The organism is Terriglobia bacterium (assembly GCA_020072785.1).
Classification (GTDB): Bacteria; Acidobacteriota; Terriglobia; order Acidiferrales; family UBA7541; genus Acidiferrum.
Genome location: JAIQGG010000001.1, coordinates 519,224 through 541,471, shown reverse-complemented (window position 1 = coordinate 541,471; position 22,248 = coordinate 519,224). Strand labels below are relative to the sequence as shown.

Genomic DNA, 22,248 nt, shown 5'->3' with positions numbered 1-22,248 from the left:
ATGGCGACGATGCATAGCACTCCGATTCCCCCGAGCACGGGCCGCTGGATCTTCAGCACGTGCGGCATGTGCCTGCATGGCTGCGGCATCAAGGTGCAGGTGGTGGACGGCGTGGCGGTCAAAATCGAAGGCGACCCGACGAATCCCGACAATCTCGGCAAGCTGTGTCCCAAGGGCAACGCCGGCCTGGCCCGCCTCTACGATCCCACCCGCGTGCTCTATCCGATGAAGCGCACGAACCCCAAGAAAGGTCTGCACGAGAAACCGGGCTGGGTGCAGATCAGCTGGGACGAGGCCTATGAGATCGTCGCACGGGAATTCGGCAAGATCCGGAAGGAGGATCCGCGGAAGCTGCTCTGTGCCATCGGCGATTTCCAGCGAATTCTTTTCTGGGGCTGGCCTGCGGTGTTTGGCTCGCCCAACTTCTTTACCTCCCTGGGGAACTACTGCGGCGGCTCCTATCATCCGGTGAACGGGAGCGTGGACGGTTCCTTCGCCGCCATCAACGATTACGAACATTGCAACTACTGGATTCAGATCGGCTCCGGCGACGGATTCTCCTCCCACCTGCATCTTTCCGGAAGCGCCAAGCGCATGGCCGATGCGCGCATGCGCGGGATGCGGGTCATTTCGCTCGATCCCCGCTGCTCGGTCGCTTCTGCGAAGGCCGACGAATGGATTCCGGCGCTTCCTGGCACGGATCGTGCCTTCGTCCTGGGCATGGCGCATGTGCTGGTCCACGAGCTGCACCGCTATGACCGCGACTTTTTGCGCGACCGCACGAATGCCCCGTACCTGGTGAAGGCCGACGGCTATTTCCTGCGCGATAGCGAGGGCAAAGCCCAGGTCTGGGATCTGCGCGTCAACGCCCCGCGTCCCTGGGATGGCGTCCCCGGCGAATCCATGGCGCTGGAGGGAACTTTTTCCCATGAGGGAATGAGCGTGCGCACTGGCTTCCAGATGTGGAAGGACATCCTGTTCGAGAACACACCCGAGAAGATGGCCGAGATCACCACCGTCCCGGCCGCGACCATCCGCCGGATTGCCCGGGAGTTCGTGGACGCGGCGCAGATCGGCGCCACCGTCGAAATCCAGGGCAAGACCTATCCGTATCGGCCCGCCGCGCTCAATTACTATCGCGGCTCGCAATCCCATGCCAACGGCCTCTTTGACAATGTGACGTACAAGCTCTTCAACATGTTGGTGGGAAACATCGACGTGCCGGGGGGCCATCTGGGCGTGCCTCTCGATCACCGCGGCTTCTTCGTGAGCCCCGGCGAAGACGGCATGCTCAAGCCCGAACCGCACCAACTGCATCCTGCGCCGGAATTCAAGTACCCGCCGGATTCCACGCACTTGATGGAGTGGTTCCCCATCGGTTTCGACGCCGGGCAGCTCAACGCGGAAACGCTGCTGCATCCGGAGCGCTTCGGCTTGAATTACCGGCCGGAGGTCATGCTGCTCTACCACTCCAATCCGTGGTGGAACATGCCGGAAACCGACAAAATCGAAGAGATCTTCCAGCGCATGAAGTTCGTCGTGGCGATTGATATTCAAGAGACGGAATCCACGCAGTGGGCCGACGTCTTCCTGCCGGACCGCACCTTCCTGGAATCCACGCTGCTCAATTGTCTCGAGCCGCCTGCCGTCACGGGCCACGCGCTCCGGCAGCCCGTGGTCGAGCCTCTCGGCGACACCCGAGACGCCTACGAAATGCTCACCGAACTGGCCGAGCGCATGGGTTTTCGGGACGACTGGAATGATTTCCTGAATATGGTTTGCGGTTTCGCGGCCAAGCCGAAATATCTGCTGGATCCGGACAAACGGCACACGGTGGACGAGTTTTGGGACCGCTACGCGCGCAGCATCTATGGGGACGACAAGGGGCTGGAGTGGTTCAAGGTGCACGGCCACGCGGTGCGCTACCGCACCCCGGAGGAAACCTACCTGCCCTTCGGCAGCTTGCGCATCCCCTTCTATTTCGAGTTCATCAAGCGCACCGGAGATCAGATGCGGGTCAAGCTCTCCGAGGTGGGCATGAAAGACTGGCCGCTCGATAATTACCAGGCGCTGCCGTTCTGGAAGAACTCGCAGGTGATCGAGGACGGAAAGGCGGGGTACGAGTACTACGCCATCACCTTTAAGGAAAGCCTGCATACCTTCGCGGACACCATGGTCATGCCCTGGCTTTCGGAAGTCAGCGACAAAGATTCCATTCACGGCGGGATCCTGATCAATTCCGCCACCGCCAACAAACTGGGCATCCAGACGGGTGACCGGGTGCGGTTGACTTCCCCGGCGGGAAGCATCGAAGGGGCAGCGCAAGTCGTGGAAGGCATCCATCCCCAGGTCTTGGGGGTCAGCAATACCATCACCCGGCAGGTCGTCAACAATAAACGGGTCCGGGCAAAGGGAAGCCACTTTAACCGCTTGCTGACCGGATCCATGCGCTATACCGACAGCGCAACCGGCGGGCTGGAATCCACGGCGCGCGTGCGCGTGGAACGCCTGGGAGCGTAAGGGGCCATTATGCCGATTGCCAATATCGCCGCGCTGGGAACGACCCGCAAGATGCTGGGATTCAGCCGGCAAACGCTGGAGTTTGAGGGCACCACGATCGCCGACCTGCTGCGCCAGTTGCCAACGCGGGACGGCGGCAGCCTTTACGACAGCCTGGTGTGTGACGGCAAACTGCGAACCGACTTTGCCATCGTGGTGGATGGACTGAGCCTGAAAGCCGATCAACTGGATAAGCAACTGCACGGCGGCGAGGAGATCGTGACCCTGGCGATCATCCGCAGCCTGGCAGGCGGTTAACGGGTATCACTCTGTGAGGTGCTGCAATGGCCCGATTGGGCATGGTGATTGATCTGAAGCGTTGCATCGGCTGCAATGCCTGCACGCTGGCTTGCAAACAAGAAAACGGGACGCCTGAGGGCATTCACTACGCCCGCGTGGTCACCCAGGAGGTCGGCGTCTATCCCCGGACGAAGCGCACCTTCCTGCCCGTGCTCTGCAACCATTGCTCGGATGCGCCGTGCGCCGAGGCCTGCCCCACCGGCGCCACCTACATCCGCCCCGACGGCATTGTCATGGTGGACCACAAGAAGTGTATCGGCTGCCGCGCCTGCAACGTGGCCTGCCCGTACATGAACCGCCACTTTGTGGAGCGCGGACTGCTGAAACACGGGTACAGCAGCGACGGCATCAGCCCGTTCGAAGTTCTCAAGTTTGCGGACTTCGATGAGGGCACCAACATCAAATGCACGCTTTGCGCGCACCGCGTGGATGAGGGCCTGGAACCGGCCTGCGTGGTGACCTGTCCCACCGATGCCCGCATTTTCGGAGACTGGGATGAGGAAAACGGGAAATTGCAGCGCCTCGTCCGGGAAAGAAAAAGCTGGATCTTGCTGCCGGAGTACGAAACAAAGCCCAACGTGTACTACCTCGACGAATAGCGTGCCGATCCGGGGATTGAAGCGGAGAAACGATATGACGACACGAGAGTTGTTGATTGCGCCACACCGGTTCGCCTTTGGATACCACCGCCAGACGTTCTGGAACTGGCTGATCGGAACCGCCTTTTTCCTCGGCGGTGTGGGCGGGGGATTATTTCTGGTCTCGCTGCTGACGGGGCACGTTGTGGGAATGCTGGCGGGTGTCCTAATCGTCGTCGTCGGCAAGAACAGCGCGCATCTCGCCTTTCTGGGGCGGCCGGAGCGGTTTCTGCGCGCCGCCGCTAGGCCGGACCGCTCCTGGATTGCCCGCGGAATCTGGGCCACGGGCGTCTTTGCGGTGACCGGTTTCTTGAGCGTTTTGCTCCGTGCGCACTCGCCCTTGCTTCACTTCCCGGAATGGGCCGCCAACTTGACCTACGCACTCGCCGCTGCTTCCGCGTTGTTCATTGCGTGCTACGACGGCTTCCTCATGAGATCTTCCGCCGGAGTGGCGTTTTGGCGGACGCTGCTTCTGCCGCTTTTGTTGTTCATGTACGCCACCCTTGGAGGCATCACGATGTCCCTGACCATTCACGAGATTCGGGGAGAGGTTCCTCCGGAGATTCTCCCGACGCTCGAACATGGCCTGCTCGTCGCGAACTTCTTCCTCCTGGGCATTTATTTGTTGCGGATGAACCGGTCGCTTCCGGCGGCGCGCGAAACGCTGCGGCAGTGGCTCCGGGGACGCTATGCGGGTTTGTTCTTGGGACTCGTTGTGCTGGTGGGAATCGTGGCGACCTTGCTTCTTTCGCTGCTGCACGACAGCGTGCAGACCTCCTGGCTGGTCCTGCTGATCGCCGCCTGCGAACTGGCCGGCGACTTTTCGATGATGATGCTGATGCTGAAGTCCGGGCTGTTTGCTCCGCAAACCGCGCCCGCTTATAGCCAGGGCAAGGCCGGCTGACCGATCCTGTTTTATCTATTTCGCCGTTTCTCAATGCAAGTGGGCCAAGGAAAACACCTGGGGGGCTTGACACAGAATTACTGCACCAAAAAAATCGAAACGTGGAGACGCATATGAATCGTTGGCTATTTCCCGGCTATGTGACCTGGGGTGCCTGTCTTTTGCTTTTGTGCTTGTCGCTGTATGCACCCGCAGTTCAGTCCCAAACTCTCGCGGATCTGTCGGTGTCCGTCCAGGATGCGAGTGGCGGTGCGATCTCGAAAGCCTCGATCATTCTGACCAGCACAAGCACGGGACTGCAACGCCAGACGGAGAGCGATGAGAACGGGGTCGGGCGGATTACGAACATTCCGCCGGGTGAGTACGAATTGCACGTCGAGTTTCGAGGGTTCAAGCCGGCGGCGAAGACGCTGCATATGCAAGTGGGGCAGAGCGCTTCCTTGACGATAACACTGGCGGTCGAAGCCGCCGCCGCCGCGGTGACCGTCACGGCCACAGAAGAGGAAGGCATCCAGCCGACGAAGTCGCAGGTTAGCGAAGTGATCAGCGAGCGCCAGATCGTGGACCTGCCGATCAAGGGCCGCAACTTCATCGACTTCGTGATGCTGACCCCCGAGGTAACCCTGGGAAACAGCACTTCCGTCGGAAGCCAGGCGCCGTTCACCGAGCAAACGCCCAAGCTGAGCTTTGCCGGCGTGCGGGAATCCCACTCGGTGTTCATCTCCCTCGACGGAGTGGACTACACGACCAGTCTTTCCGGCCTGCAGCGGAGTTCCCCGGCGCAGGAATGGGTGCAGGAGTTCCGCGTGGTGACGAGCAGCTACGATTCCGAAGTGGGCCGTACACTGGGCGGCATCGTGAACACGGTCACGCGCTCGGGCAGCAACGTGATGCACGGTACAGTTTACGAATATTTCCGCAATAACGCCCTGGATGCCGGCAATCCGCTCTCGGTGCCAGGCATGGACACTTTGCGCCTCAATCAGTTCGGCGGCACCCTGGGCGGACCCATCGTCAAGGACAAGACCTTCTTCTTCACCGGTTACGAGGGGCAGCGACGAGCGCAGTCGCCGCGCTATTCTTCGTTCATTCAATCGGCAATCGGGGGGATCAACGCCACCAAGCAGTTCTTTGGATTGTCGCAGGAGAATTTGGGGTCCATCCTGATGGTGAACGACTACGACAAGCTGATCGGCAAGCTGGACCATCAGTTCACCGGCAGTACTTTGCTGGCGGTGCGTTATCTGTTCTCCGACGAACGCAATCCCAACAGTCCCGGCGCGCCTCCGGGGCTGGGTTTGCCCAGCACCTTTCGGGACAATCCGATCCGGGATCAGTCGCTGGCGGCAAACCTGATTCATACCTTCTCCCCCAATCTCACGGGGGATACTGTGTTTCAGTTCGCTCGCCGTACTTTCCATCTGGATCCGGTGGGCGCCGGCCGCGAACCATTCATGGCCATCCCCAATCTGGTGCAATCCGGCGGCCCGGTGGGAAGCTTTACTTTCTATCGCGAGACGCGGCTGCAGTTTGGCCAGAACATGACCCGGACGTATTCCAAGCACACGGTGAAATTCGGCGGGGAATTCCACGAGATCTGGGACTCCACGAAATCGCCGATGTTCACGCCGGCGGTGTCGGTCTTCTCCCCGGAAAGCTACTTCGGACTGCCACCGTTCACCGAGCCGACCGCGGTGGTGTTCTACTTCGGCATGCCGAGGTCGCTGTGGGGACAGCAACTGCTGCCGCGGGGCACGGATTGGCAGGCCAGCCTGCTGCCGCAGTCGATGCTGGACGCGTTCGATAAGGCGTCCTCGGCGAACTTTACACGGCAGATTGCCGGCTTTTACCTGCAGGACAAATGGCAACCCATCACGCATCTCACGCTGACCTACGGGCTGCGCTACGACTTCGAGACCCGGCCGTTCCACGATCGCAACTGGTATGACCAGGATTGGCGCGACGTGCAGCCGCGCGTTGGTTTCTCCTATGCCTTCAACGACAAAACCGTGGTGCGCGGGGGCTTTGGCATCTATTTTGGCCCTTTCAACTGGAGCGAGCTGACAGGCACGACCACGGCGTTCGGACCGATCACCGGCTACCTGCACAATCCGCTGGTGGGGCCCTTCGTGAATCCCGCGCAGAGCCTCGTCGGCCTGGCCGAGTTCGGCCCGGTGGGCGTGGCGTTCCCCGGCCCCGGCGGGATACCGGCGGCGACGGCGTTCGCGAATTTCACCAGCACGGGGTCCTATCCTGCGCCGGACGAGTTAATCGGGTTCTCGCACGGATTTACGACCAAGCACTTCCCGAATCCCTATTCGGAAAATGCCAGCCTGCAGGTGGAACGCAGCCTCGGAGCGGACATGCAGATGTCGATTGGCTACTCCTACGTGCATGCGCTGCGGATCCATTATTTCGGCAACGCCAACGCCGCGCCAAACGGTACCTTGCCCGATGGCAAGCAGGCGCTCACGCTGGCCGACCCCAACTTCGGGTTTGCCTTTCTGGATTCCCCGGATGCGAAATCCATGTATCACGCCGGATTCCTGACGTTCAATAAGCGTTTCAAGAACCACTACAGCATAAATGCCAATTACACCTGGTCGAAGTCCATCGACAACCAGACCACGATCCAGTTCGCCACCGGCCCGCAGAATTACCTGCGGAGAGACCTGGAGCACGGGATTTCGGACAACCACGTTCCCCATCGCTTCATCCTTACCGCGCTGGGCGATTCGCCCTTCCACAACGCCGCGGTGAAAGATTGGAGCCTGGCGCTGACGGCGACGGTGCAGAGCGCTCGCTATCAGTCTGTCCTGGTCGGATTCGACTCCAACGGAGACGGCTTCCCCTTTTCCGACCGGGTCGGACTGCTGGGACGGAATACCTACAGGGGCGACGCGTTCCGGGATTTTGACATCCGGATGCAGCGCGCTTTCCCCTTCGAGGTCTCGCAGCACTCCGTGAAGATGACGTTCAGCTGCGAGATATTCAACCTGCTGAACCGCGTCAATGTGCTGGATGTGGACAACATCTACGCGAATGCGGATTTCATCGGGCCGATACCGCAGCACTACGGCGATGGCGTGCAGGGCGCGCAGCCAGGCTTCGGCCTGCCGCGCAGCGTTGGCGACATGCGCCAACTCCAGTTCGCCCTGCGGTTCAGCTTCTAGGAAGTAAAGCGGAGGATGGCCGGGGCGGCGGCAGGCCGGATGCCTGCTGCCGCTTCCGGATAGAAGGACTGCCGGCTGCATGGCTGGGCCGTGTTCTACGCGAGGAGGGCAGGATGGGCATCTCGGGAGTCAAGGAATTCTGCAGGCCACAAAGCGCGCGCGATGTCGTGGAGCTTCTCGCCAGACATGGCGACCGTGCGGTGCTCCTGGCGGGCGGAACCTTCCTGCATGGCCTCTTCGCCCGCGGGCTGGGCTCCGGGGTCGAGTTTCTTGTGGATCTGCAAAAAGCCGGACTTTCGTATGTGCGAGCGGAGAACGGCGGCATCGCTCTCGGGGCGATGACCACTTTCCGGGAATTGGCGGAGACCGACCAGGTCAAGAAGATGCCGGAGTTCGGCGCGCTCCGGGATGCTCTGCAGTATCCGCCGGCGCAAATCCGCAATCTGGCCACGGTCGGCGGGTGCGTGGCCAGCGCCTACTCCTTGTTCGACCTGCCGGTGGCCCTGATGGCTCTCGATGGTTCCGTGAAGTCCCTGGGGCCGCGCGGTCCCCGGGAGATCGGCCTGGAAAAGTTTTTTGTGGACTACTTCGAGCACTCCCTGGAGAAGGGCGAGATCCTCACCGACGTGCTCTTGCCCAAGCCTGCTGCGCGTTCGGCCAGCGCCTTCCTCAAGCTGGAGACCAATTCGAACGATCTCGCTCTGCTCAATGCCGGAGTGCGCCTCACGCTGGACCAGTCCGGCCTGTGCCGGGATGCCCGCGTCGTGATGGGCGGCGGCGTGGGCAAGGTGCCGGTGCGCGCGGTGTCCTGCGAAGCCGTGCTGAACGGGCAGCGCCCCTCGCGGGCCCTGTTCGAGAGCGCGGCGCAGAAGGTTTCCTCGGACATTCATCCGGTTTCCGACCACCGGGCCTCGGGACAATACCGGCGGGCGGTGGCCAAGGTTTATCTGCGCAGGACACTTTTGCGGGCTGCGGAACGCTTGGGCCTGACGATCGCCTGAGGCCGGTGCGCGGCGGACGGGCAATAAATTTGCCGGTGGTGCGGCAATGATTTTCCGGCGCGGAAAGAACAAGGCGTGCAGACGGGGAGCGAACCATGAAACATCCGATGATTCTTGAAGTGAACGGGGAACGTCACGAACTCGCAGTGGAGGCCTCTTCCACGCTGCTCGACGTTTTGCGGGAAGAGCTCGGTCTGTTCAGCCCCAAGAAGGGGTGCGATTCCGGAGGCTGCGGCTGCTGCACGGTCCTGCTGGACGGCCGCGCTGTCTATTCCTGCATGGTGTTCGCCATGGCCGCGCAGGACAAGAAGATCATCACCATCGAAGGACTGGCAAAGGCCGGCAAGCTTGATCCGCTCCAGGAAGCCTTTATTCAGGCGGGGGCCGTCCAGTGCGGCTATTGCACCAGCGGCATGATTATGGCCGCCAAAGAGTTTCTCTCGAGTGCGCGTGCACCGAGCGATCCGGAGATCCGCCAGGCCATCTCCGGCAACCTGTGCCGTTGCACCGGCTATCACAAGACGGTGGATGCGATTCGCATGGCCGCATCCGGCCGTTGAGGGATTCTTTTAGGGGGACGGATCATGTCCAGATTGAAGATTGTCGGCCACAGCGTTCTCAGGACGGATGCCTACGATAAGGTCACCGGGGGCAAGGGCTATACCGTCAATCTCCGGCTGCCGGGCATGCTCCACGCCAAGCTCCTGCGCAGTCCGCATCCGCACGCCCGCGTCCTCCATATCGACACTTCGCGCGCGGAGAAGCTTCCGGGCGTGAAGGCTGTCCTCACGGCTGCGGACGTGCCGCAGATCAAGTATCACCCCGTCTATTTTTCGCCGAGCAATGCCGCGAGCATGGTCCGGGACATGCTGATCCTGGCCAGCACCGTCCGCTTTGCCGGTGAGCCGGTGGCCGCGGTGGCCGCCACACGGCCCGAGATTGCCGAGGAAGCGCTCGAGCTGATCCGCGTGGATTATGAGCCCCTCCCCGCCGTCTTCGATCCGGCCGAGGCCATGAAACCGGGCGCCCCGCAGATCTATGAGCACGCGCCGAGCAACGTCGTCATGAATCCGTCGTTCAGCTTCGGCGATCTGCAGAAAGGTTTCGACGAGGCCGACTACGTTTTCGAGAACACCTACCGCACGCAGCGGGTGCACACCTGCTATATGGAGCCCCGGGTCTGCGTCGTGGACAGCGACACCAGCGGCAATCTCACCATCTGGTCTTCCACCCAGCACATCTTCGGCCTGCGGGAAAAGCTGGCTTTCGCCCTGGGCATTCCCATCAGCAAGGTGCGCGCGGTGAAGCCGGAATATATCGGCGGTGGTTTCGGCGGCAAGCTGGACATGGGTTTCCTGGAACCGGTGGCCGCGCTGCTGAGCCTGAAGACCGGCCGGCCGGTGCGCATCGAGCATTCGCGTTATGAGGACTTCATCACCACTGCCCGGAATCCCTTCGAAGTGCACATGAAGACCGGGGTCAAGAAGGACGGCACCTTCATCGCCCGCTCCGCCAAGAGCATTCTGGACACCGGTGCGCATGCCACGCATGGCGCCGTCGTTCTCATGGTCCATGGCTTCTTCGGTTTTCTCCTCCCCTACCGCTGTCCGAATCAGAAATGGGAAGGCATGACCGTTTACACCAACAACATCATCGGCGGGGGGTTCCGCGGCTACGGCGCGCCGCAGGCCGCGTTTGCCGTCGAATCGCAGATCGATGAGATCTGCGACAAGCTGAAGCTCGATCCCATCGAGTTTCGGCTGAAGAATGCCCACAGCGAAGGCGAGCAGCACCCCTTCGACCCCAACTTCACCCTTTCCACCTATCGCCTTGCCGACTGCCTGAAGAAGGGTGCGGAGCAGATCGGCTGGTCCAAACGGCTCCCGGCCGGCGCCGGCAACGGCACGAAAAAACGCGGCATCGGATTCGCTTGCCAACCGCTGTGGGTCAGCGGCTGCGTAGGCTTCCCGGACATCTATGAGCATTCCGGCGCCGTCCTCAAGCTGAACACGGACGGCACGGTGAACGTGTCCATCGCTACGGTGGATATGGGTTGCGGGCAGAACACGGTCCTCAGCCAGATCGCCGCCGAAGAGCTCGGTGTAGCGGTCAAGGACATCCGGGTCACCTATGCGGATACCGATACCGTCCCCTTCGATGCCCCCAGCCACGCCAGCCGGGTCACCTATTCGGCGGGTAATGCGGTGAAGGCCGCAGCCGCGTCGGCCAAGGTGCGGGTTTTCCAGGTGGCCAGCGGTTTGCTGAACACCACCCCCGAAAATCTGGAGATCGTCGACGGGCGGGTGCAGGTGAAAGGTGCGCCGGCAAACGGAATGTCGCTTGCCGACGTCGTGAAGCGCGCCGAATCTCCCTGCGTCAACATGGTGCCCGACGGCATGCAACGCACCCCGCTCGAAGAGAAGGGAACCATTATGGGCATCGCCTGTCTGGCTCCCACCTCCAATCCCTCCCCCTCCGCCGTGGAGTTCGTCGAAGTCGAAGTGGATACCGAGACAGGAGAGGTCAAAGTTCTTCGCGTTGCCTACGCCCACGACATCGGAAAGGTCATCAACCCCTCGGGAGCGGAAGGGCAGGTGGAGGGAGGATTGCAGCAGGGCATAGGCTACGCGCTAATGGAGAATCTGGTCTTCGACCGCTCCAGCGGTGCGTGCCTGGCCTCCGATTTCCTCAACTATAAGATGCCCACCGCCCTGGAAATGCCCCCGGAGATCAAGTGCCTGTGGGTCGAGTCGGATGAGCCTACGGGGCCTTTCGGCGCCAAGTCTCTTGCGGAGCCGTGTCTGATTGTGCCCGCCCCGGCCATCGCCAATGCCGTCTATAACGCCATCGGCGTGCGGGTGCGCGAATTGCCCATCACCCCTGAAAAAATACTGGCGGCACTCGGGAAGCTCGAGCCAGCCTGAGCACTTCGGCCAGTCTGATTCCGGTGTGCAACCTCGCGCACGAGGCGTGGCGCGGATAGGACGTCCACTCCGAACGGTCGAAGGAGTGGAGAAACTTCAGAAGATTGAATTGTGGGCAGCAAGTTGGTGGACGTGAGGGGGCTCGAACCCCTGACCCCCTGCTTGCAAAGCAGGTGCTCTCCCAGCTGAGCTACACGCCCACGAGTGGACTGCGGACTATTTAATTGTCAGTCGAAAGTGGAGCAGGGTCAAGCCATCCCGTTCCAGGCCTGGGCGGCCGAAAATATCCGATCCGAGTGGCCTGCCAAAACAACCGCACCTTGTCCCTGCCACGTCTAAATAGAGGGCGCTATGATGGGCAGGTGGCTCGGGAAGAGCCACGGAATGGGGTTGGCCATGCGCAAAATGCTGCTGTTGCTTGCCGTACTCTTCGCCGGGACGCGCGGCCCTCTTCTGGCGCAGGAGAAACCGGCGGAGCATGATATGGGCACGATGCCGTGCGGCGTGAAGCACGAGGGGGACTGCAAGGAACACTGCGCCAAGATGCGTCACGCGCACGGCGCGGAGCAGGGCACGCACATGATGGGCGGGATGCAGTGCGACATGGCGGGCATGAAGGACATGCAGGAGTGCCAGGAACACTGCGCCAAGATGCACCACGAACATGCGGCGGAACATTCTCCAGAAGGGGACGCGCACGAGGGCTTCATGCATCAGGGGATGTCGCACGAGCTGCAGAAGAACGTGAAGCTCGAGGAGAAGATCGACCAGACCGCGCACGTCATCACCCTGCGCGAGGGTCCGATGAACCTTCCCGCGCACACCGGCCATCACCAGGCCGCACAGCCCCCCGACCAGACCTGGACGGTGCCCTTCGACGGCTGGCTCCTGGGCTACACCCCGCGCCTCGTGGACGCCGCGGGCGCGGCGGTGCCCGGAACGCTGCTGCACCACACCGCGTTCTGGAACGTGAACCGCTCCGACTTTCTCTGCAAGAACAAAGAGGAGCACATCTACGGCGCGGGCAGCGAGATGAACGTCTGGCCGGCCATTCCCGGCTACGGCTACCGCGTGCAGAAGGGCGACCAGATCCGCATCGAAACGATGGTTTACAACCCCACGGCGAAGGACTATCCCAGCGTGTGGCTGGAAGTGGCCATTCAGTTTTTGCCCTTGCCCGCTGCGGGCGAGAAGCCCGCGCCCGTGCGCAACGTCTATCCCGCGTGGATCGACGTGCAGGAATGCGGCGGTTCCGGCTACACCCTGCTCGAGGGCCAGAGCACCAAGACCGGCGTGATCACCGTGCGCTACAGCGGCGCGCTGCTCGGCGTGGGCGGGCATCTGCATGACTACGGCCGGCAACTGCTCCTGCGCGATGCCGCAACCGGGAAGGAGATCGCCAAACTGGACGCCAAGGTGGACGAACAGGGCCACCTGCTCTCCACGCCCATCGTGACCTTCTACGAGACCGGCGGCTACGCCCTGCACAGAGGCGACAAGCTGGAAGTCACCGCCACTTACGACAACCCCACGGGCCAGGAGATTCCCGACGGCGCCATGGGCATCATGGTCGGCTACTTCCTGCCGGAGGGCGACGCGGGCATCGCCTCGCTGCGCCGGGTGCGGAAGCCCATCGCCAAGAAGCTTGAGCAATAGGGCCGCGCCAGACGGCATCCGGAACGGTGCCGGCTGCAGTCGGTGCTCCGCGGCCAATACCGGGAGCGGGTGTGGCAGGCCGCAAGAGAGGACGGAACAAGGTCTACCCCTATAAAATCGGGGAAAAGTTTGGTAAACTCAGGCCTTTACAGCCGGGGACAGGCATGCGTAGGACCCTGGTCAATCTTGTGAAATCCTGAACAGGAAGAACTGGTGAGTTATGGCAATGAAGTGTGAATTGTGCGACAAAGGGCCGTCCTTCGGCAACATAATCAGCCACGCCAACAACACCCGGCGGCGGCGCTGGAATCCCAACCTGCGGCGCATGCATGTGCTGGTGGGCGGGGTGCGCAAGCATCTCAGGGTGTGCACGGCCTGCATCCGCGCCGGCCGCGTCACGAAAGCCGCCTGAGCCCCGCCTTGACTACTCCCCGCCGAATTCCCGTGTGGAAACAGGCCGCGCAAGCCGCGGCCATGGCCCCGCTGGCCGCCGTGCTCCTCGTGGCCGTAGCCGGCTGCGGCAAACAGGCGCAGCATGCGCCCGACGTGTGGGCCTCGGTAAACGGCAAGGAGATCAAGCGCGAGGAAGTGGACAAGTATTACCGGACGCGGGTGAACCCGGAAGGCCAGGAGCCCTCCCAGGAAGAGGCCCTGTCGCTGAAGCTGAACGTGCTGGACGAGCTGATCAACAACGAGATCCTGCTCGAGCGGGCCAAGAAGCTGAACCTGGAAGCCAGCGACGGCGAGGTGGAAGACAAGTTCACCGAGTTGAAGAGCCCGTACACGGAAGATGAATTCCAGCGGCAGTTGAAGGAGCGCGGCGTCGGCGTGGAGGATCTGAAGCGCGATCTGCGCCGCCAGCTCTCCATCCAGAAACTGCTGAACCGCGAAGTGGTGGCCAAGATCACCATCACCGACCAGGATGTCACGGACTTCTACAACGCCAACAAGATGCAGTTCAATGTGGCCGAGCCGCAGTACCGCATCGCGCAGATCGTGGTGACCCCGCGCAAAGAGCAGCAGGTGCGCAACCGCAAGAACGACGACGCCACCAACGAGACCGAAGCGCGCCGCAAGATCCAGATGATTCTCGACCGCCTGAATGCCAGCGGCGATTTCACGCAGCTGGCCATGGACTATTCCGAGGATCCGGCCTCCGCGACGACCGGCGGCGACCTCGGCTACGTGCCAGAATCCTCCCTGAGTCGCTCCGACCCGGCGCTGAAGAAGGCCGTGGTGTCGATGAAGCCGGGGCAGGTCAGCCCGGTGATCGCGGCCAAGGACGCCTACTACATCTTGAAGCTGGTGGCGCGCGAGGCTCCCGGGCAGCGCGGGCTCACCGATCCGAATGTGCAGCAGACCATCCGCGACACCCTGCGCAATCGCAAGGAACAGCTGTTGCGCGCCGCCTACCTGGCCATCGCGCGTGATGAAGCGCACGTGTCCAATTACCTGGCCCAGCAGGTCATCGAAGCGGCGGGCAAGCTCCCGGACGCGGCGAAGTCCAACATGCCGGTCAAGCAGATTCCCTAAACAATCCAGAATGAAGCGGAGAGTGCCGAGCGCTGGAGGACTCCTGCCTGCGGACTGGCGTGCGCGCGCCGCTATTCGACCCAGGCAAGAACTTCGCCGGCGTTGACGGGCTGGCCTTCTTTGGCCTGGAGGCGCTCCACTACGCCGCTCTTCGGCGAGCGGATTTCATTCTGCATCTTCATGGCTTCCACCACCAGCAGCCCCTGCCCCGCTTCGACCTTGTCCCCTGCCTTGACCAGAAGGCGCACGACCTTGCCGGGCATGGGGGCCAGGATCTGCTGGCGGCCTTCGGCCTCCAGGACCCCGTGGCGGCGGCCGCGCCAGGAGCGCGGGTCCACGACCTTGGCGGCAAATTCGTACAAACCGCTCTGCACCTTGAGCGAGCCGTCCGGCGCGGTCATGACGCGGACCTCATGGGAGCGGTTGTCGAGCAGGATGGAGTAGACGCCGGGGGAGATCTCGATGGCGTCGGCGGCGACACTCTGGCCGTCGAGGGAGATGCGCCAGGCCGCGCCGTGGTGTTCCAGCTCCACCACGCGCGTCTTCCCTTCCATGTGCACTTCGTATTTCATGCGCCGGGCTCCGGTACGCGCTGGGATTCCCCGGCGGGCAGCGTAAGAAGGGAGATCTCTTCCGGCCGGAACGGCTGCGCCGGACCTCCACTCGGAAGGACCAGCACACCGTCCGGGGAAGCGGCGCACACTCGCCAGCGGGCACAGACCTTGCGGCGGGCGCACACTTTCCGCTCGGCGCAAACGCGCCGGGGGGTGTGCGAACCACAGAGGATGAGCGTGGCGCAGTTCATGGCATGCGGTCCAGCAGCTGGCGGCGGCCTTCGAGCTTCCAGCGCGCGGAGGAGTCGTCCGGCGATGCGGCCGCGTTGGAATTCGCGTGGGCCCCCTCCTGGGCGAACTGCCAGAGGGCCGCGGCGATGAGCGCTGCTTGGACCGCGCCGGGGTCGTCGTCGCTCGCCGCCACTCGTATCTGCAGAAGCTCGTCGAGCCAGCGGGTGTGCATCTCCCCGCGCAGAAAAGCGGGCTCGCTGAGGATGCGCCGGAAGAGGCCGGCGTTGGTCTTGATGCCGGTAACGGCGAATTCCTCCAGGGCCCGGCGCAGCCGGGCGATGGTCTCCTCGCGGCTGTTGCCCCAGGCGATGAGCTTGCCCAGCAGCGGGTCGTAGTCGGTGGGCACCGTCCAGCCCGGGTAGACGCCGTCGTCGAGGCGGATGCCCGGGCCGGTGGGCATGCGGCGTGAAAGAATCTTTCCCGGCGAGGGAAAAAAATTGTTGTCGGGGTCCTCGGCATAGAGCCGCACTTCCATGGCGTGGCCGCGCGGAGTGATCGATTCCCAGGCAAAGGGCAGGCGGTGCCCGGCGGCAATGGCGATCTGCAGCTTCACCAGATCCAGGCCGGTGACCTGCTCGGTGACGGGATGCTCGACCTGCAGGCGGGTATTGACCTCCAGGAAGTAGAAGTTGTGCCCGGCATCCACGAGGAATTCCACGGTGCCGGCGTTGACGTAGCCGCCGGCGCGCGCCAGACGCACCGCGGCTTCGCCCATCTTGCGGCGCAGCTCCGGGGTCATGATCGGCGAAGGGGCTTCCTCGACGACCTTCTGATGGCGGCGCTGCACCGAGCATTCGCGCTCGCCCAGCGAGACCACGCGGCCATGCGCATCGGCCAGGATCTGTATCTCGATGTGCCGCGGCTGCACCAGGTATTTCTCGAGATATAGGCGCCCGTCACCGAAGGCATTGAGCGCTTCGGAGCTGGCGTCGCGCCAGCCCGCGGCGAACTCCGCGTCGTTCGAAACCAGGCGCATGCCCTTCCCGCCGCCTCCGGCCACGGCCTTGAGCAGCACGGGGTAGCCCATGCTCTGCGCCAGGAGTTGCCCGTCTTCGGGCTTCTCGATCGGGTCCACCGCGCCAGGAACCGTGGGCACGTCGCAGCGCCGGGCCAGTTGGCGGCCCTCGGTCTTCGAGCCCAACGACTCCATGGTCTCGGGGGACGGGCCGATGAAGGTGACGCCGGCACCGGCGCAAGCGCGGGCCAGCGCGGCATTTTCCGCGAGGAAACCGTAGCCGGGATGCAGGGCGTCACAGCCGGCGCGGCGCGCCACGTCCATCAGCTTGTCGATGCACAGATAGCTCTCCCGGGAAGGCGCGGGGCCGATGGGATAGGCCTCATCGGCAAGCCGCACGTGCAGCGACGCGCGGTCCGCGTCGCTGAATACCGCCACGGATCGTATGCCCAGCTCGCGGCAGGCGCGCAGGATGCGCACCGCGATCTCCCCCCGGTTGGCGATGAGAATTTTTCGAAACATGGCCCGGCAAGACTACTGATTTTAACACGCCGCGGGCATCCCTTGAGCCGGAGAAATAACGGGGGATAGCGCCGAAGAGTACTCCGCGCCAGCCGGCGGAAACTCAGGCGCCGCAAGCCACACTGCGCTGGACGCACTCGCGCTACAGCGGGATGTTGCCGTGCTTCTTCCTGGGATTGGTGTCCTTCTTGTTTTCCAGGGCGCGCAGCGAGGTGATCAGCCGCGCTCGCGTTTCCGCGGGCTCGATCACGGCGTCGATGTAGCCGCGCTCGGCGGCCACGAACGGGTTGGCAAAGCGCTCGCGGAACTCTTCGATCTTTTCCTGGCGCAGGGTTTCGCGCTCCGCTCCTGGGGTCTTGTCCAACTCGCGCCGGTAGACGATGTTCACCGCGCCCTCCGGGCCCATCACCGCGATCTCCGCAGTGGGCCAGGCGAAATTGGCGTCGGTGCGGATGTGCTTGCTGGCCATGACGCAGTAGGCGCCGCCGTAGGCCTTGCGGGTGATCACCGTGATCTTCGGGACGGTGGCCTCGGCATAGGCGAAGAGCAGTTTGGCGCCGTGGCGGATGATCCCGCCGAATTCCTGCTGCGTGCCGGGGAGGAAGCCGGGCACGTCCTCGAACGTAATCAGCGGAATATTGAAGGCGTCGCAGAAGCGCACGAAGCGCGCACCCTTCACCGAGGCGTTGATGTCCAGGACCCCCGCGAGAAACGCCGGCTGGTTGGCGACCAGGCCCACGGGCCGGCCGTCGAGCCGGGCCAAACCCACGACGATGTTCTTGGCGAAGTGCTCGTGCACCTCGAAGAAGTAGCCGTCGTCCACGATGGCGTGGATCACGTCCTTGATGTCGTATGGTTTCTGCGGATCGTCGGGAATGATGGAGTTGAGCGCTTCCTCGCGGCGGTCCGGGGCGTCGCTCGGGGCCTGGCGCGGCGGATCCTCCATGTTGTTGAGCGGCAGGAAGCTGAAGAGCTCGCGGATCATGGCGCAACAGTCGGCGTCATCGCCGGTGACAAAATGGGCGACGCCGCTGGTGGCGTTGTGTGTCATGGCCCCGCCAAGTTCCTGCTTGCTCACATCCTCGTGGGTGACGGTTTTGATGACGTCTGGTCCGGTGACGAACATGTAGGAAGTTTCGCGGGTCATGAAGATGAAATCGGTGATCGCCGGGGAATAGACCGCGCCGCCGGCGCAGGGCCCCATGATCGCGCTGATCTGTGGGATGACCCCGCTGGCCAGCGTGTTGCGCAGAAAAATATCGGCATAGCCGGCCAGCGACATCACCCCTTCCTGGATGCGCGCGCCGCCGGAATCGTTCAGTCCGATGACCGGTGCGCCGTTGCGCATGGCCAGGTCCATGACCTTGCAGATCTTCAGGGCGTTGCTTTCCGAGAGCGACCCGCCGAAAACCGTGAAATCCTGGGCAAAAACGTAGGCCAGGCGCCCGCCGATGCGCCCGAAACCGGTGACAAAACCGTCACCGGCGGGGCGCTGCTCGTCCATGCCGAAATCGGTGCAGCGGTGACGCATGAACTTGTCCAGCTCTTCGAACGTGCCTTCGTCCAGCAGCAGGTGGATGCGCTCCCGCGCCGTGAGCTTGCCGGCCTTGTGCTCGCGCTCCCGCCGCTCGGGCCCCCCGCCGGCTTCCGCCTCAGCGGAGCGCCGCCGCAGCTCTTCGAGGCGGTCGTGCTGCTTTCCTTTAACGGTCATTCTGTGGGTCCTTTCCCGCGAACTCCGGGCGGTCAGCGCGTCGGCCCCGCGTCCGGCGTATCTTTTGCATGTGTGACCGCGAAGCGGTCAACTTTAGGCGCGACCTCGACGCCGTCAACGGTATGTGTGACCGCGAAGCGGTCAACTTTAGGCGCGACCTCGACGCCGTCAACGGTATGTGTGGCCGCCAAGTGGTCAAATGGGGGGGCGAAAATGCGCACCGCGAGATGCGTGGCCAGCCACACGGTGCCGAGCAGCAGCACCACGCCAAGCAGCAGCTCCGCGGCGAAGGCCAGGCTGCGCCATAGCGGGGATTCGAGCGAGGTGAGGTACAGGGTCGCGCGAATCAGCACGAACATGGCTCCGAGCGTCATCGCACAGATGAGGATCGTGGTCAGCACGGCTGCAAGAAGCGTCTTCATACCGACTGGGCCGGCCGGCAAGGTGCGCCCGGCAAAAAGCATAGCGCAGCCGGGCAAGAATCAGAAAGGCAAATGCTCCGCGTAGGCGTCTCCAGGCTCAGCGCAAACCCGACCAGTCATCGGCGGCAATGATGGAATCCGTGGGGTTGGCGGGATCGTATTTGATGCTGGCAGGCTGCCCGGCCACGAGACGCTCGAAACTCACCTGGCTGTCGAGCCCGGTGACGTCCTGGGCCGTCTGATACGTGACGCCGGAGATGGCGTAGCTATACCAGATCAGCTTGCGGCCTGCCGGCGCGGCTGGCGTGCGGTCCTTGCCTCGGAACATTCCTCCGCCGGGGGTCGCGGGCTCGCCATCCTGCTCGACCAGCTCCACCACGTGTCCTTCGGCGATGCGCCCGATCTGATTGAGGAGCAGGCGGCGCTTGCGCTCGGTTTCGCCGGGATTGGTCTGGGGCCGCAAGAAAGCGTAGGATACCGCGGCGATCCCGGTGACGCACAGGCCGGCGGCAGCCAGCAACATCTTCCAGTTGTCGAGCACGTCTTGCAAAGGTTCCTCGACGATTCTTCAGGGGGCGGGTGCACCGGAGCGCAGAGGCCACCCCTGGGCGTTATTCTACCGGAAGCGCAGGGGCAGCGGGAACTCACGCGCGCGGAGCTTGCACCGGGTTGCGCAAGGTGCCAACGCCCTCGATGGAGACCTCCACGACATCGCCGGGGCGCAGCGGGCCGACTCCGGCCGGCGTGCCGGTGGCGATGACGTCGCCGGGATAGAGCGTCATCATGCGCGAGATCCAGCGCACCAGATAAAACACGGGATAGAGCATGAGCGAGGTGCGGCCGGACTGGCGCAGCGTCCCGTTGACCCGGGTTTCCACGAGAACGTCCTCGGGATCGAGCTCGGTCTCGATGTGCGGGCCGATGGGGCAAAAGGTGTCAAAGCCCTTGGCGCGGTCGAAGAGCGTCTCGGCCTTCTGGATGTCGCGCGCGGTGACGTCGTTCAGGCAGGTGTAGCCGAGGATGCAGGGGCGCACGTCTTCGTCGTCCTGCAGCTGCGCGCAGCGCCGGGCCATGACTACGGCCAGCTCTCCTTCGTGCTCCACCTGCTTCGAAAAGCGCGTGAGCACGACGGCATCGTCGGGGCCGACGACGGCCGAGGGCGGCTTAAAAAAAATGAGCGGCTCCTTGGGCGTTTCGTGGCCCAGTTCGGCGATGTGCGCGGCATAGTTGCGTCCGACGCAAACCAGCTTGCTTGGTTCCACGGGCACCAGCAGGCGCACCGCGCCGAGCCGCCAGCTGCGCGCGCCGCGCGACCACGGCCCCCATGGCGCCCCGCTGATCTCGCGGATCTCCTCGCCCTCGATCAGGCCATAGAGGCCGGCGGAAGGCTGTGGCTTGGCATCTTGCAATGGCAGGAAGCGGCAGAATTTCATCGGGTGTCAGCTCAGGTGGTGCCGGGTTTGCGAAGCGTGATGATCGCGGACGCTCCAGATGAACGTGCCGATCCAGGTGAGCGTGGAGACGATCGTATACACCACGCCGCCCAGCATGAACAGGTGGAAGGCCCCGATGCGCGCGGTGAGCGCCGGATAGATAAGGCAAAAGCCGCGATAGGCGAGGCTGAAGATCGCCCAGGCCATCAGGCTGCAGATCAGCATGCGCCTGGGCACAGGGAAAAAGCGCAGCAGGGGAAGCAGCGCGAGCAGCGCCAGGGCCGCGGCCGCGGCGAGATTGCGCTCCCAGGCAAAGCGCTCGAGAAACGGAATGCGGTTGGCCAGCACAAGCCAGACGGCCAGCACCACAGAAAGCCCTATGCCGGCGCGCACCCCAACGAGCAGCGCAACCTTCCACTCCTTGTGGAGCGCGGGGAGGCCCGAAGGATCTTCACGTGAAGACATGCAGCGTACGCCTGACCCCCGGTTTGAAATTCGAGCCCCGCAGATAGCCGGAGCTACGGTGAAGATTGCGGCACGTCAACGGAAACCGGAGAGTCGGAAAGGCTTTCGTTCCCGGCGCGGTCCACCGCAGTCACCGTGTACCAGTAACGATGACCCGCCTCTACGGACATATCACGGAAAGCCGGGGCAGGCAACAGACTGGGGGTCATAAGCCGGCCTCGGCCTTCCGCAGTGTCACTTCGATAGACGCGGTAGCCCGCCAGGTCGGTTTCAAGATTCAGCGACCAGGAAAGGTCCACTTGCGGCCCCAGTGCCGCGCCTCCGGGGATGAAAATGGCCACCAGACCCTGCGGCGCCGCCGGTGGAAAAGTGTCCTTGGGTGTGACGACCGCGGGGACGGAGTCCGGGGATTCCAGGCTGTTCCCGTCCGCGAGCACCACGCTGCGCACCACATACACATACGTCGCGCCGAAGACGAACTGCGCATCCCGGAAAGTATTGCCCGGCGCGGGCGCCAGCAGCGCCAGCGGCGATTTCCATTTGGCTTGTGCGAGGTCCTGCGCCGCGGCCTCGCCCGCAGACGGATCCAACTCCCCGCGGTAGACCCGGTAGCCGGAAACCGAAGGCAACGGCTGGCCGCCGGAGGTGCGTTCGGGCGCAGGCCAGGAAAGCTCGATGGCCGCTTCCGTCACGCGGGCGTCGAGGCGCGCGATGCGCTCGGGAACGGGAAAGAGGCGCACGGTGACCGTGTTGGAATCGGCGGAGGCCTTCTTTTTCGACGCTCGCGCGCGCACGCGATAGGCGAACGCCGCGCCGGGCTGTGCGCGCAGATCCTCGGGCGTGAGGGGATCGAAAAACTGCACGCGCTCCTGCACCACATAGGTTTCCACGAGCGCGCCGGGAATGGTGTAGACCAGGCGGAAGGGCTTGGCATCGGCGGTGCCGCGAAAGATCTCCAGCGCCGGAGGCTCGGCCAGCCGTTCCCCGTCAACGGCCTCGCGCGGAGGAGTAAAGGTGAGGGTCACGCCGTCGCCGGATTGCTGCGCGGCGAGATCGCTGATCGCCGCGGGAATGGGCGGCGCGGGCGGCTGCGGTTCGCCCGGCGCCCCGCAGCCGGCCAGCAGGAAAAGAAGGAAAAGCGAAATTCGTAAATCGAAATTCGGACGGGCGGCGGCGTTGGGCTGCGTCTCGCGGATGCTCACCGGGT

The 22,248-nt window shown here is 63.5% G+C and carries 19 protein-coding genes and 1 tRNA gene; 11 read left to right on the top strand and 9 right to left on the bottom strand.

The window, feature by feature from the left end; genetic code table 11:
* From LAN61_02340 to LAN61_02305, 8 genes are all read left to right on the top strand, one after another.
* Nucleotides 1-2,520: a molybdopterin-dependent oxidoreductase gene (locus LAN61_02340; protein ID MBZ5539337.1), complete on the top strand. Its 2,520-nt coding sequence runs from the start codon at nucleotides 1-3 to the stop codon at nucleotides 2,518-2,520.
* A gap of 9 nt (nucleotides 2,521-2,529) precedes the next feature.
* Complete coding sequence (locus LAN61_02335) at nucleotides 2,530-2,817, top strand: MoaD/ThiS family protein (protein MBZ5539336.1); 288 nt, start codon at nucleotides 2,530-2,532, stop codon at nucleotides 2,815-2,817.
* A 26-nt stretch (nucleotides 2,818-2,843) separates the two neighbouring features.
* Complete coding sequence (locus tag LAN61_02330; GenBank protein MBZ5539335.1) at nucleotides 2,844-3,458, top strand: 4Fe-4S dicluster domain-containing protein; 615 nt, start codon at nucleotides 2,844-2,846, stop codon at nucleotides 3,456-3,458.
* 34 nt (nucleotides 3,459-3,492) lie between these two features.
* The gene (gene nrfD, locus LAN61_02325) at nucleotides 3,493-4,401 is read left to right on the top strand and encodes a polysulfide reductase NrfD (protein MBZ5539334.1); all 909 of its coding nucleotides are present in this window, start codon (nucleotides 3,493-3,495) and stop codon (nucleotides 4,399-4,401) included.
* Between the two features lie 113 nt (nucleotides 4,402-4,514).
* Entirely contained in the window at nucleotides 4,515-7,574 is a 3,060-nt protein-coding gene (locus LAN61_02320) for a TonB-dependent receptor (protein ID MBZ5539333.1), read from the top strand.
* Nucleotides 7,575-7,687: 113 nt separating this feature from the next.
* On the top strand, nucleotides 7,688-8,575 hold the full coding sequence (locus LAN61_02315) for an FAD binding domain-containing protein (GenBank protein MBZ5539332.1): 888 nt from the start codon (nucleotides 7,688-7,690) through the stop codon (nucleotides 8,573-8,575).
* Nucleotides 8,576-8,670: 95 nt separating this feature from the next.
* Nucleotides 8,671-9,135 carry a (2Fe-2S)-binding protein gene (locus LAN61_02310; protein ID MBZ5539331.1) on the top strand — a complete coding sequence of 155 codons (465 nt, stop codon included), beginning with the start codon at nucleotides 8,671-8,673 and terminating at the stop codon, nucleotides 9,133-9,135.
* A gap of 24 nt (nucleotides 9,136-9,159) precedes the next feature.
* Nucleotides 9,160-11,499: a molybdopterin-dependent oxidoreductase gene (locus LAN61_02305; protein ID MBZ5539330.1), complete on the top strand. Its 2,340-nt coding sequence runs from the start codon at nucleotides 9,160-9,162 to the stop codon at nucleotides 11,497-11,499.
* 124 nt (nucleotides 11,500-11,623) lie between these two features.
* On the opposite strand, the gene LAN61_02300 is transcribed toward LAN61_02305, so the two are convergent.
* Nucleotides 11,624-11,699, bottom strand: a tRNA-Ala gene (locus LAN61_02300).
* A gap of 196 nt (nucleotides 11,700-11,895) precedes the next feature.
* On the opposite strand from LAN61_02300, the gene LAN61_02295 reads away from it, so the two are divergent.
* The 3 genes from LAN61_02295 (at nucleotide 11,896) to LAN61_02285 (ending at nucleotide 14,688) form a co-directional block, all read left to right on the top strand.
* Nucleotides 11,896-13,155, top strand: coding sequence for a hypothetical protein (locus LAN61_02295; GenBank protein ID MBZ5539329.1), 1,260 nt, complete (start codon nucleotides 11,896-11,898; stop codon nucleotides 13,153-13,155).
* Nucleotides 13,156-13,375: 220 nt separating this feature from the next.
* Nucleotides 13,376-13,567, top strand: coding sequence for a 50S ribosomal protein L28 (rpmB, locus tag LAN61_02290; GenBank protein ID MBZ5539328.1), 192 nt, complete (start codon nucleotides 13,376-13,378; stop codon nucleotides 13,565-13,567).
* Between the two features lie 8 nt (nucleotides 13,568-13,575).
* Nucleotides 13,576-14,688 (top strand): SurA N-terminal domain-containing protein, encoded by a 1,113-nt coding sequence (locus tag LAN61_02285; protein ID MBZ5539327.1) that lies wholly within the window; start codon nucleotides 13,576-13,578, stop codon nucleotides 14,686-14,688.
* Nucleotides 14,689-14,759: 71 nt separating this feature from the next.
* Here the strand turns inward: LAN61_02285 and LAN61_02280 are convergent, their stop codons facing one another.
* From LAN61_02280 to LAN61_02245, 8 genes are all read right to left on the bottom strand, one after another.
* Nucleotides 14,760-15,260, bottom strand: coding sequence for a biotin/lipoyl-binding protein (locus tag LAN61_02280; GenBank protein ID MBZ5539326.1), 501 nt, complete (start codon nucleotides 15,258-15,260; stop codon nucleotides 14,760-14,762).
* A gap of 229 nt (nucleotides 15,261-15,489) precedes the next feature.
* Complete coding sequence (locus LAN61_02275; protein MBZ5539325.1) at nucleotides 15,490-17,010, bottom strand: acetyl-CoA carboxylase biotin carboxylase subunit; 1,521 nt, start codon at nucleotides 17,008-17,010, stop codon at nucleotides 15,490-15,492.
* A 142-nt stretch (nucleotides 17,011-17,152) separates the two neighbouring features.
* On the bottom strand, nucleotides 17,153-18,721 hold the full coding sequence (locus tag LAN61_02270; GenBank protein ID MBZ5539324.1) for an acyl-CoA carboxylase subunit beta: 1,569 nt from the start codon (nucleotides 18,719-18,721) through the stop codon (nucleotides 17,153-17,155).
* A gap of 32 nt (nucleotides 18,722-18,753) precedes the next feature.
* Nucleotides 18,754-19,143, bottom strand: coding sequence for a hypothetical protein (locus tag LAN61_02265; GenBank protein ID MBZ5539323.1), 390 nt, complete (start codon nucleotides 19,141-19,143; stop codon nucleotides 18,754-18,756).
* Between the two features lie 97 nt (nucleotides 19,144-19,240).
* Nucleotides 19,241-19,693: a hypothetical protein gene (locus LAN61_02260; GenBank protein MBZ5539322.1), complete on the bottom strand. Its 453-nt coding sequence runs from the start codon at nucleotides 19,691-19,693 to the stop codon at nucleotides 19,241-19,243.
* Between the two features lie 94 nt (nucleotides 19,694-19,787).
* Nucleotides 19,788-20,576 (bottom strand): fumarylacetoacetate hydrolase family protein, encoded by a 789-nt coding sequence (locus tag LAN61_02255; protein ID MBZ5539321.1) that lies wholly within the window; start codon nucleotides 20,574-20,576, stop codon nucleotides 19,788-19,790.
* Nucleotides 20,577-20,582: 6 nt separating this feature from the next.
* Nucleotides 20,583-21,041, bottom strand: coding sequence for a hypothetical protein (locus LAN61_02250; GenBank protein MBZ5539320.1), 459 nt, complete (start codon nucleotides 21,039-21,041; stop codon nucleotides 20,583-20,585).
* A 53-nt stretch (nucleotides 21,042-21,094) separates the two neighbouring features.
* Nucleotides 21,095-22,243 (bottom strand): hypothetical protein, encoded by a 1,149-nt coding sequence (locus tag LAN61_02245; protein MBZ5539319.1) that lies wholly within the window; start codon nucleotides 22,241-22,243, stop codon nucleotides 21,095-21,097.
* Between the last annotated feature and the right edge of the window lie 5 nt (nucleotides 22,244-22,248).

What these genes read in the sequence shown, in the direction of transcription:
- LAN61_02340 (MBZ5539337.1), top strand. Translation starts at nt 1, where the DNA reads ATGGCGACGATGCATAGCACTCCGATTCCCCCGAGCACGGGCCGCTGG.
- LAN61_02335 (MBZ5539336.1), top strand. Translation starts at nt 2,530, where the DNA reads ATGCCGATTGCCAATATCGCCGCGCTGGGAACGACCCGCAAGATGCTG.
- LAN61_02330 (MBZ5539335.1), top strand. Translation starts at nt 2,844, where the DNA reads ATGGCCCGATTGGGCATGGTGATTGATCTGAAGCGTTGCATCGGCTGC.
- nrfD (MBZ5539334.1), top strand. Translation starts at nt 3,493, where the DNA reads ATGACGACACGAGAGTTGTTGATTGCGCCACACCGGTTCGCCTTTGGA.
- LAN61_02320 (MBZ5539333.1), top strand. Translation starts at nt 4,515, where the DNA reads ATGAATCGTTGGCTATTTCCCGGCTATGTGACCTGGGGTGCCTGTCTT.
- LAN61_02315 (MBZ5539332.1), top strand. Translation starts at nt 7,688, where the DNA reads ATGGGCATCTCGGGAGTCAAGGAATTCTGCAGGCCACAAAGCGCGCGC.
- LAN61_02310 (MBZ5539331.1), top strand. Translation starts at nt 8,671, where the DNA reads ATGAAACATCCGATGATTCTTGAAGTGAACGGGGAACGTCACGAACTC.
- LAN61_02305 (MBZ5539330.1), top strand. Translation starts at nt 9,160, where the DNA reads ATGTCCAGATTGAAGATTGTCGGCCACAGCGTTCTCAGGACGGATGCC.
- LAN61_02295 (MBZ5539329.1), top strand. Translation starts at nt 11,896, where the DNA reads ATGCGCAAAATGCTGCTGTTGCTTGCCGTACTCTTCGCCGGGACGCGC.
- rpmB (MBZ5539328.1), top strand. Translation starts at nt 13,376, where the DNA reads ATGGCAATGAAGTGTGAATTGTGCGACAAAGGGCCGTCCTTCGGCAAC.
- LAN61_02280 (MBZ5539326.1), bottom strand. Translation starts at nt 15,260, where the DNA reads ATGAAATACGAAGTGCACATGGAAGGGAAGACGCGCGTGGTGGAGCTG.
- LAN61_02275 (MBZ5539325.1), bottom strand. Translation starts at nt 17,010, where the DNA reads ATGTTTCGAAAAATTCTCATCGCCAACCGGGGGGAGATCGCGGTGCGC.
- LAN61_02270 (MBZ5539324.1), bottom strand. Translation starts at nt 18,721, where the DNA reads ATGACCGTTAAAGGAAAGCAGCACGACCGCCTCGAAGAGCTGCGGCGG.
- LAN61_02265 (MBZ5539323.1), bottom strand. Translation starts at nt 19,143, where the DNA reads ATGAAGACGCTTCTTGCAGCCGTGCTGACCACGATCCTCATCTGTGCG.
- LAN61_02255 (MBZ5539321.1), bottom strand. Translation starts at nt 20,576, where the DNA reads ATGAAATTCTGCCGCTTCCTGCCATTGCAAGATGCCAAGCCACAGCCT.
- LAN61_02250 (MBZ5539320.1), bottom strand. Translation starts at nt 21,041, where the DNA reads ATGTCTTCACGTGAAGATCCTTCGGGCCTCCCCGCGCTCCACAAGGAG.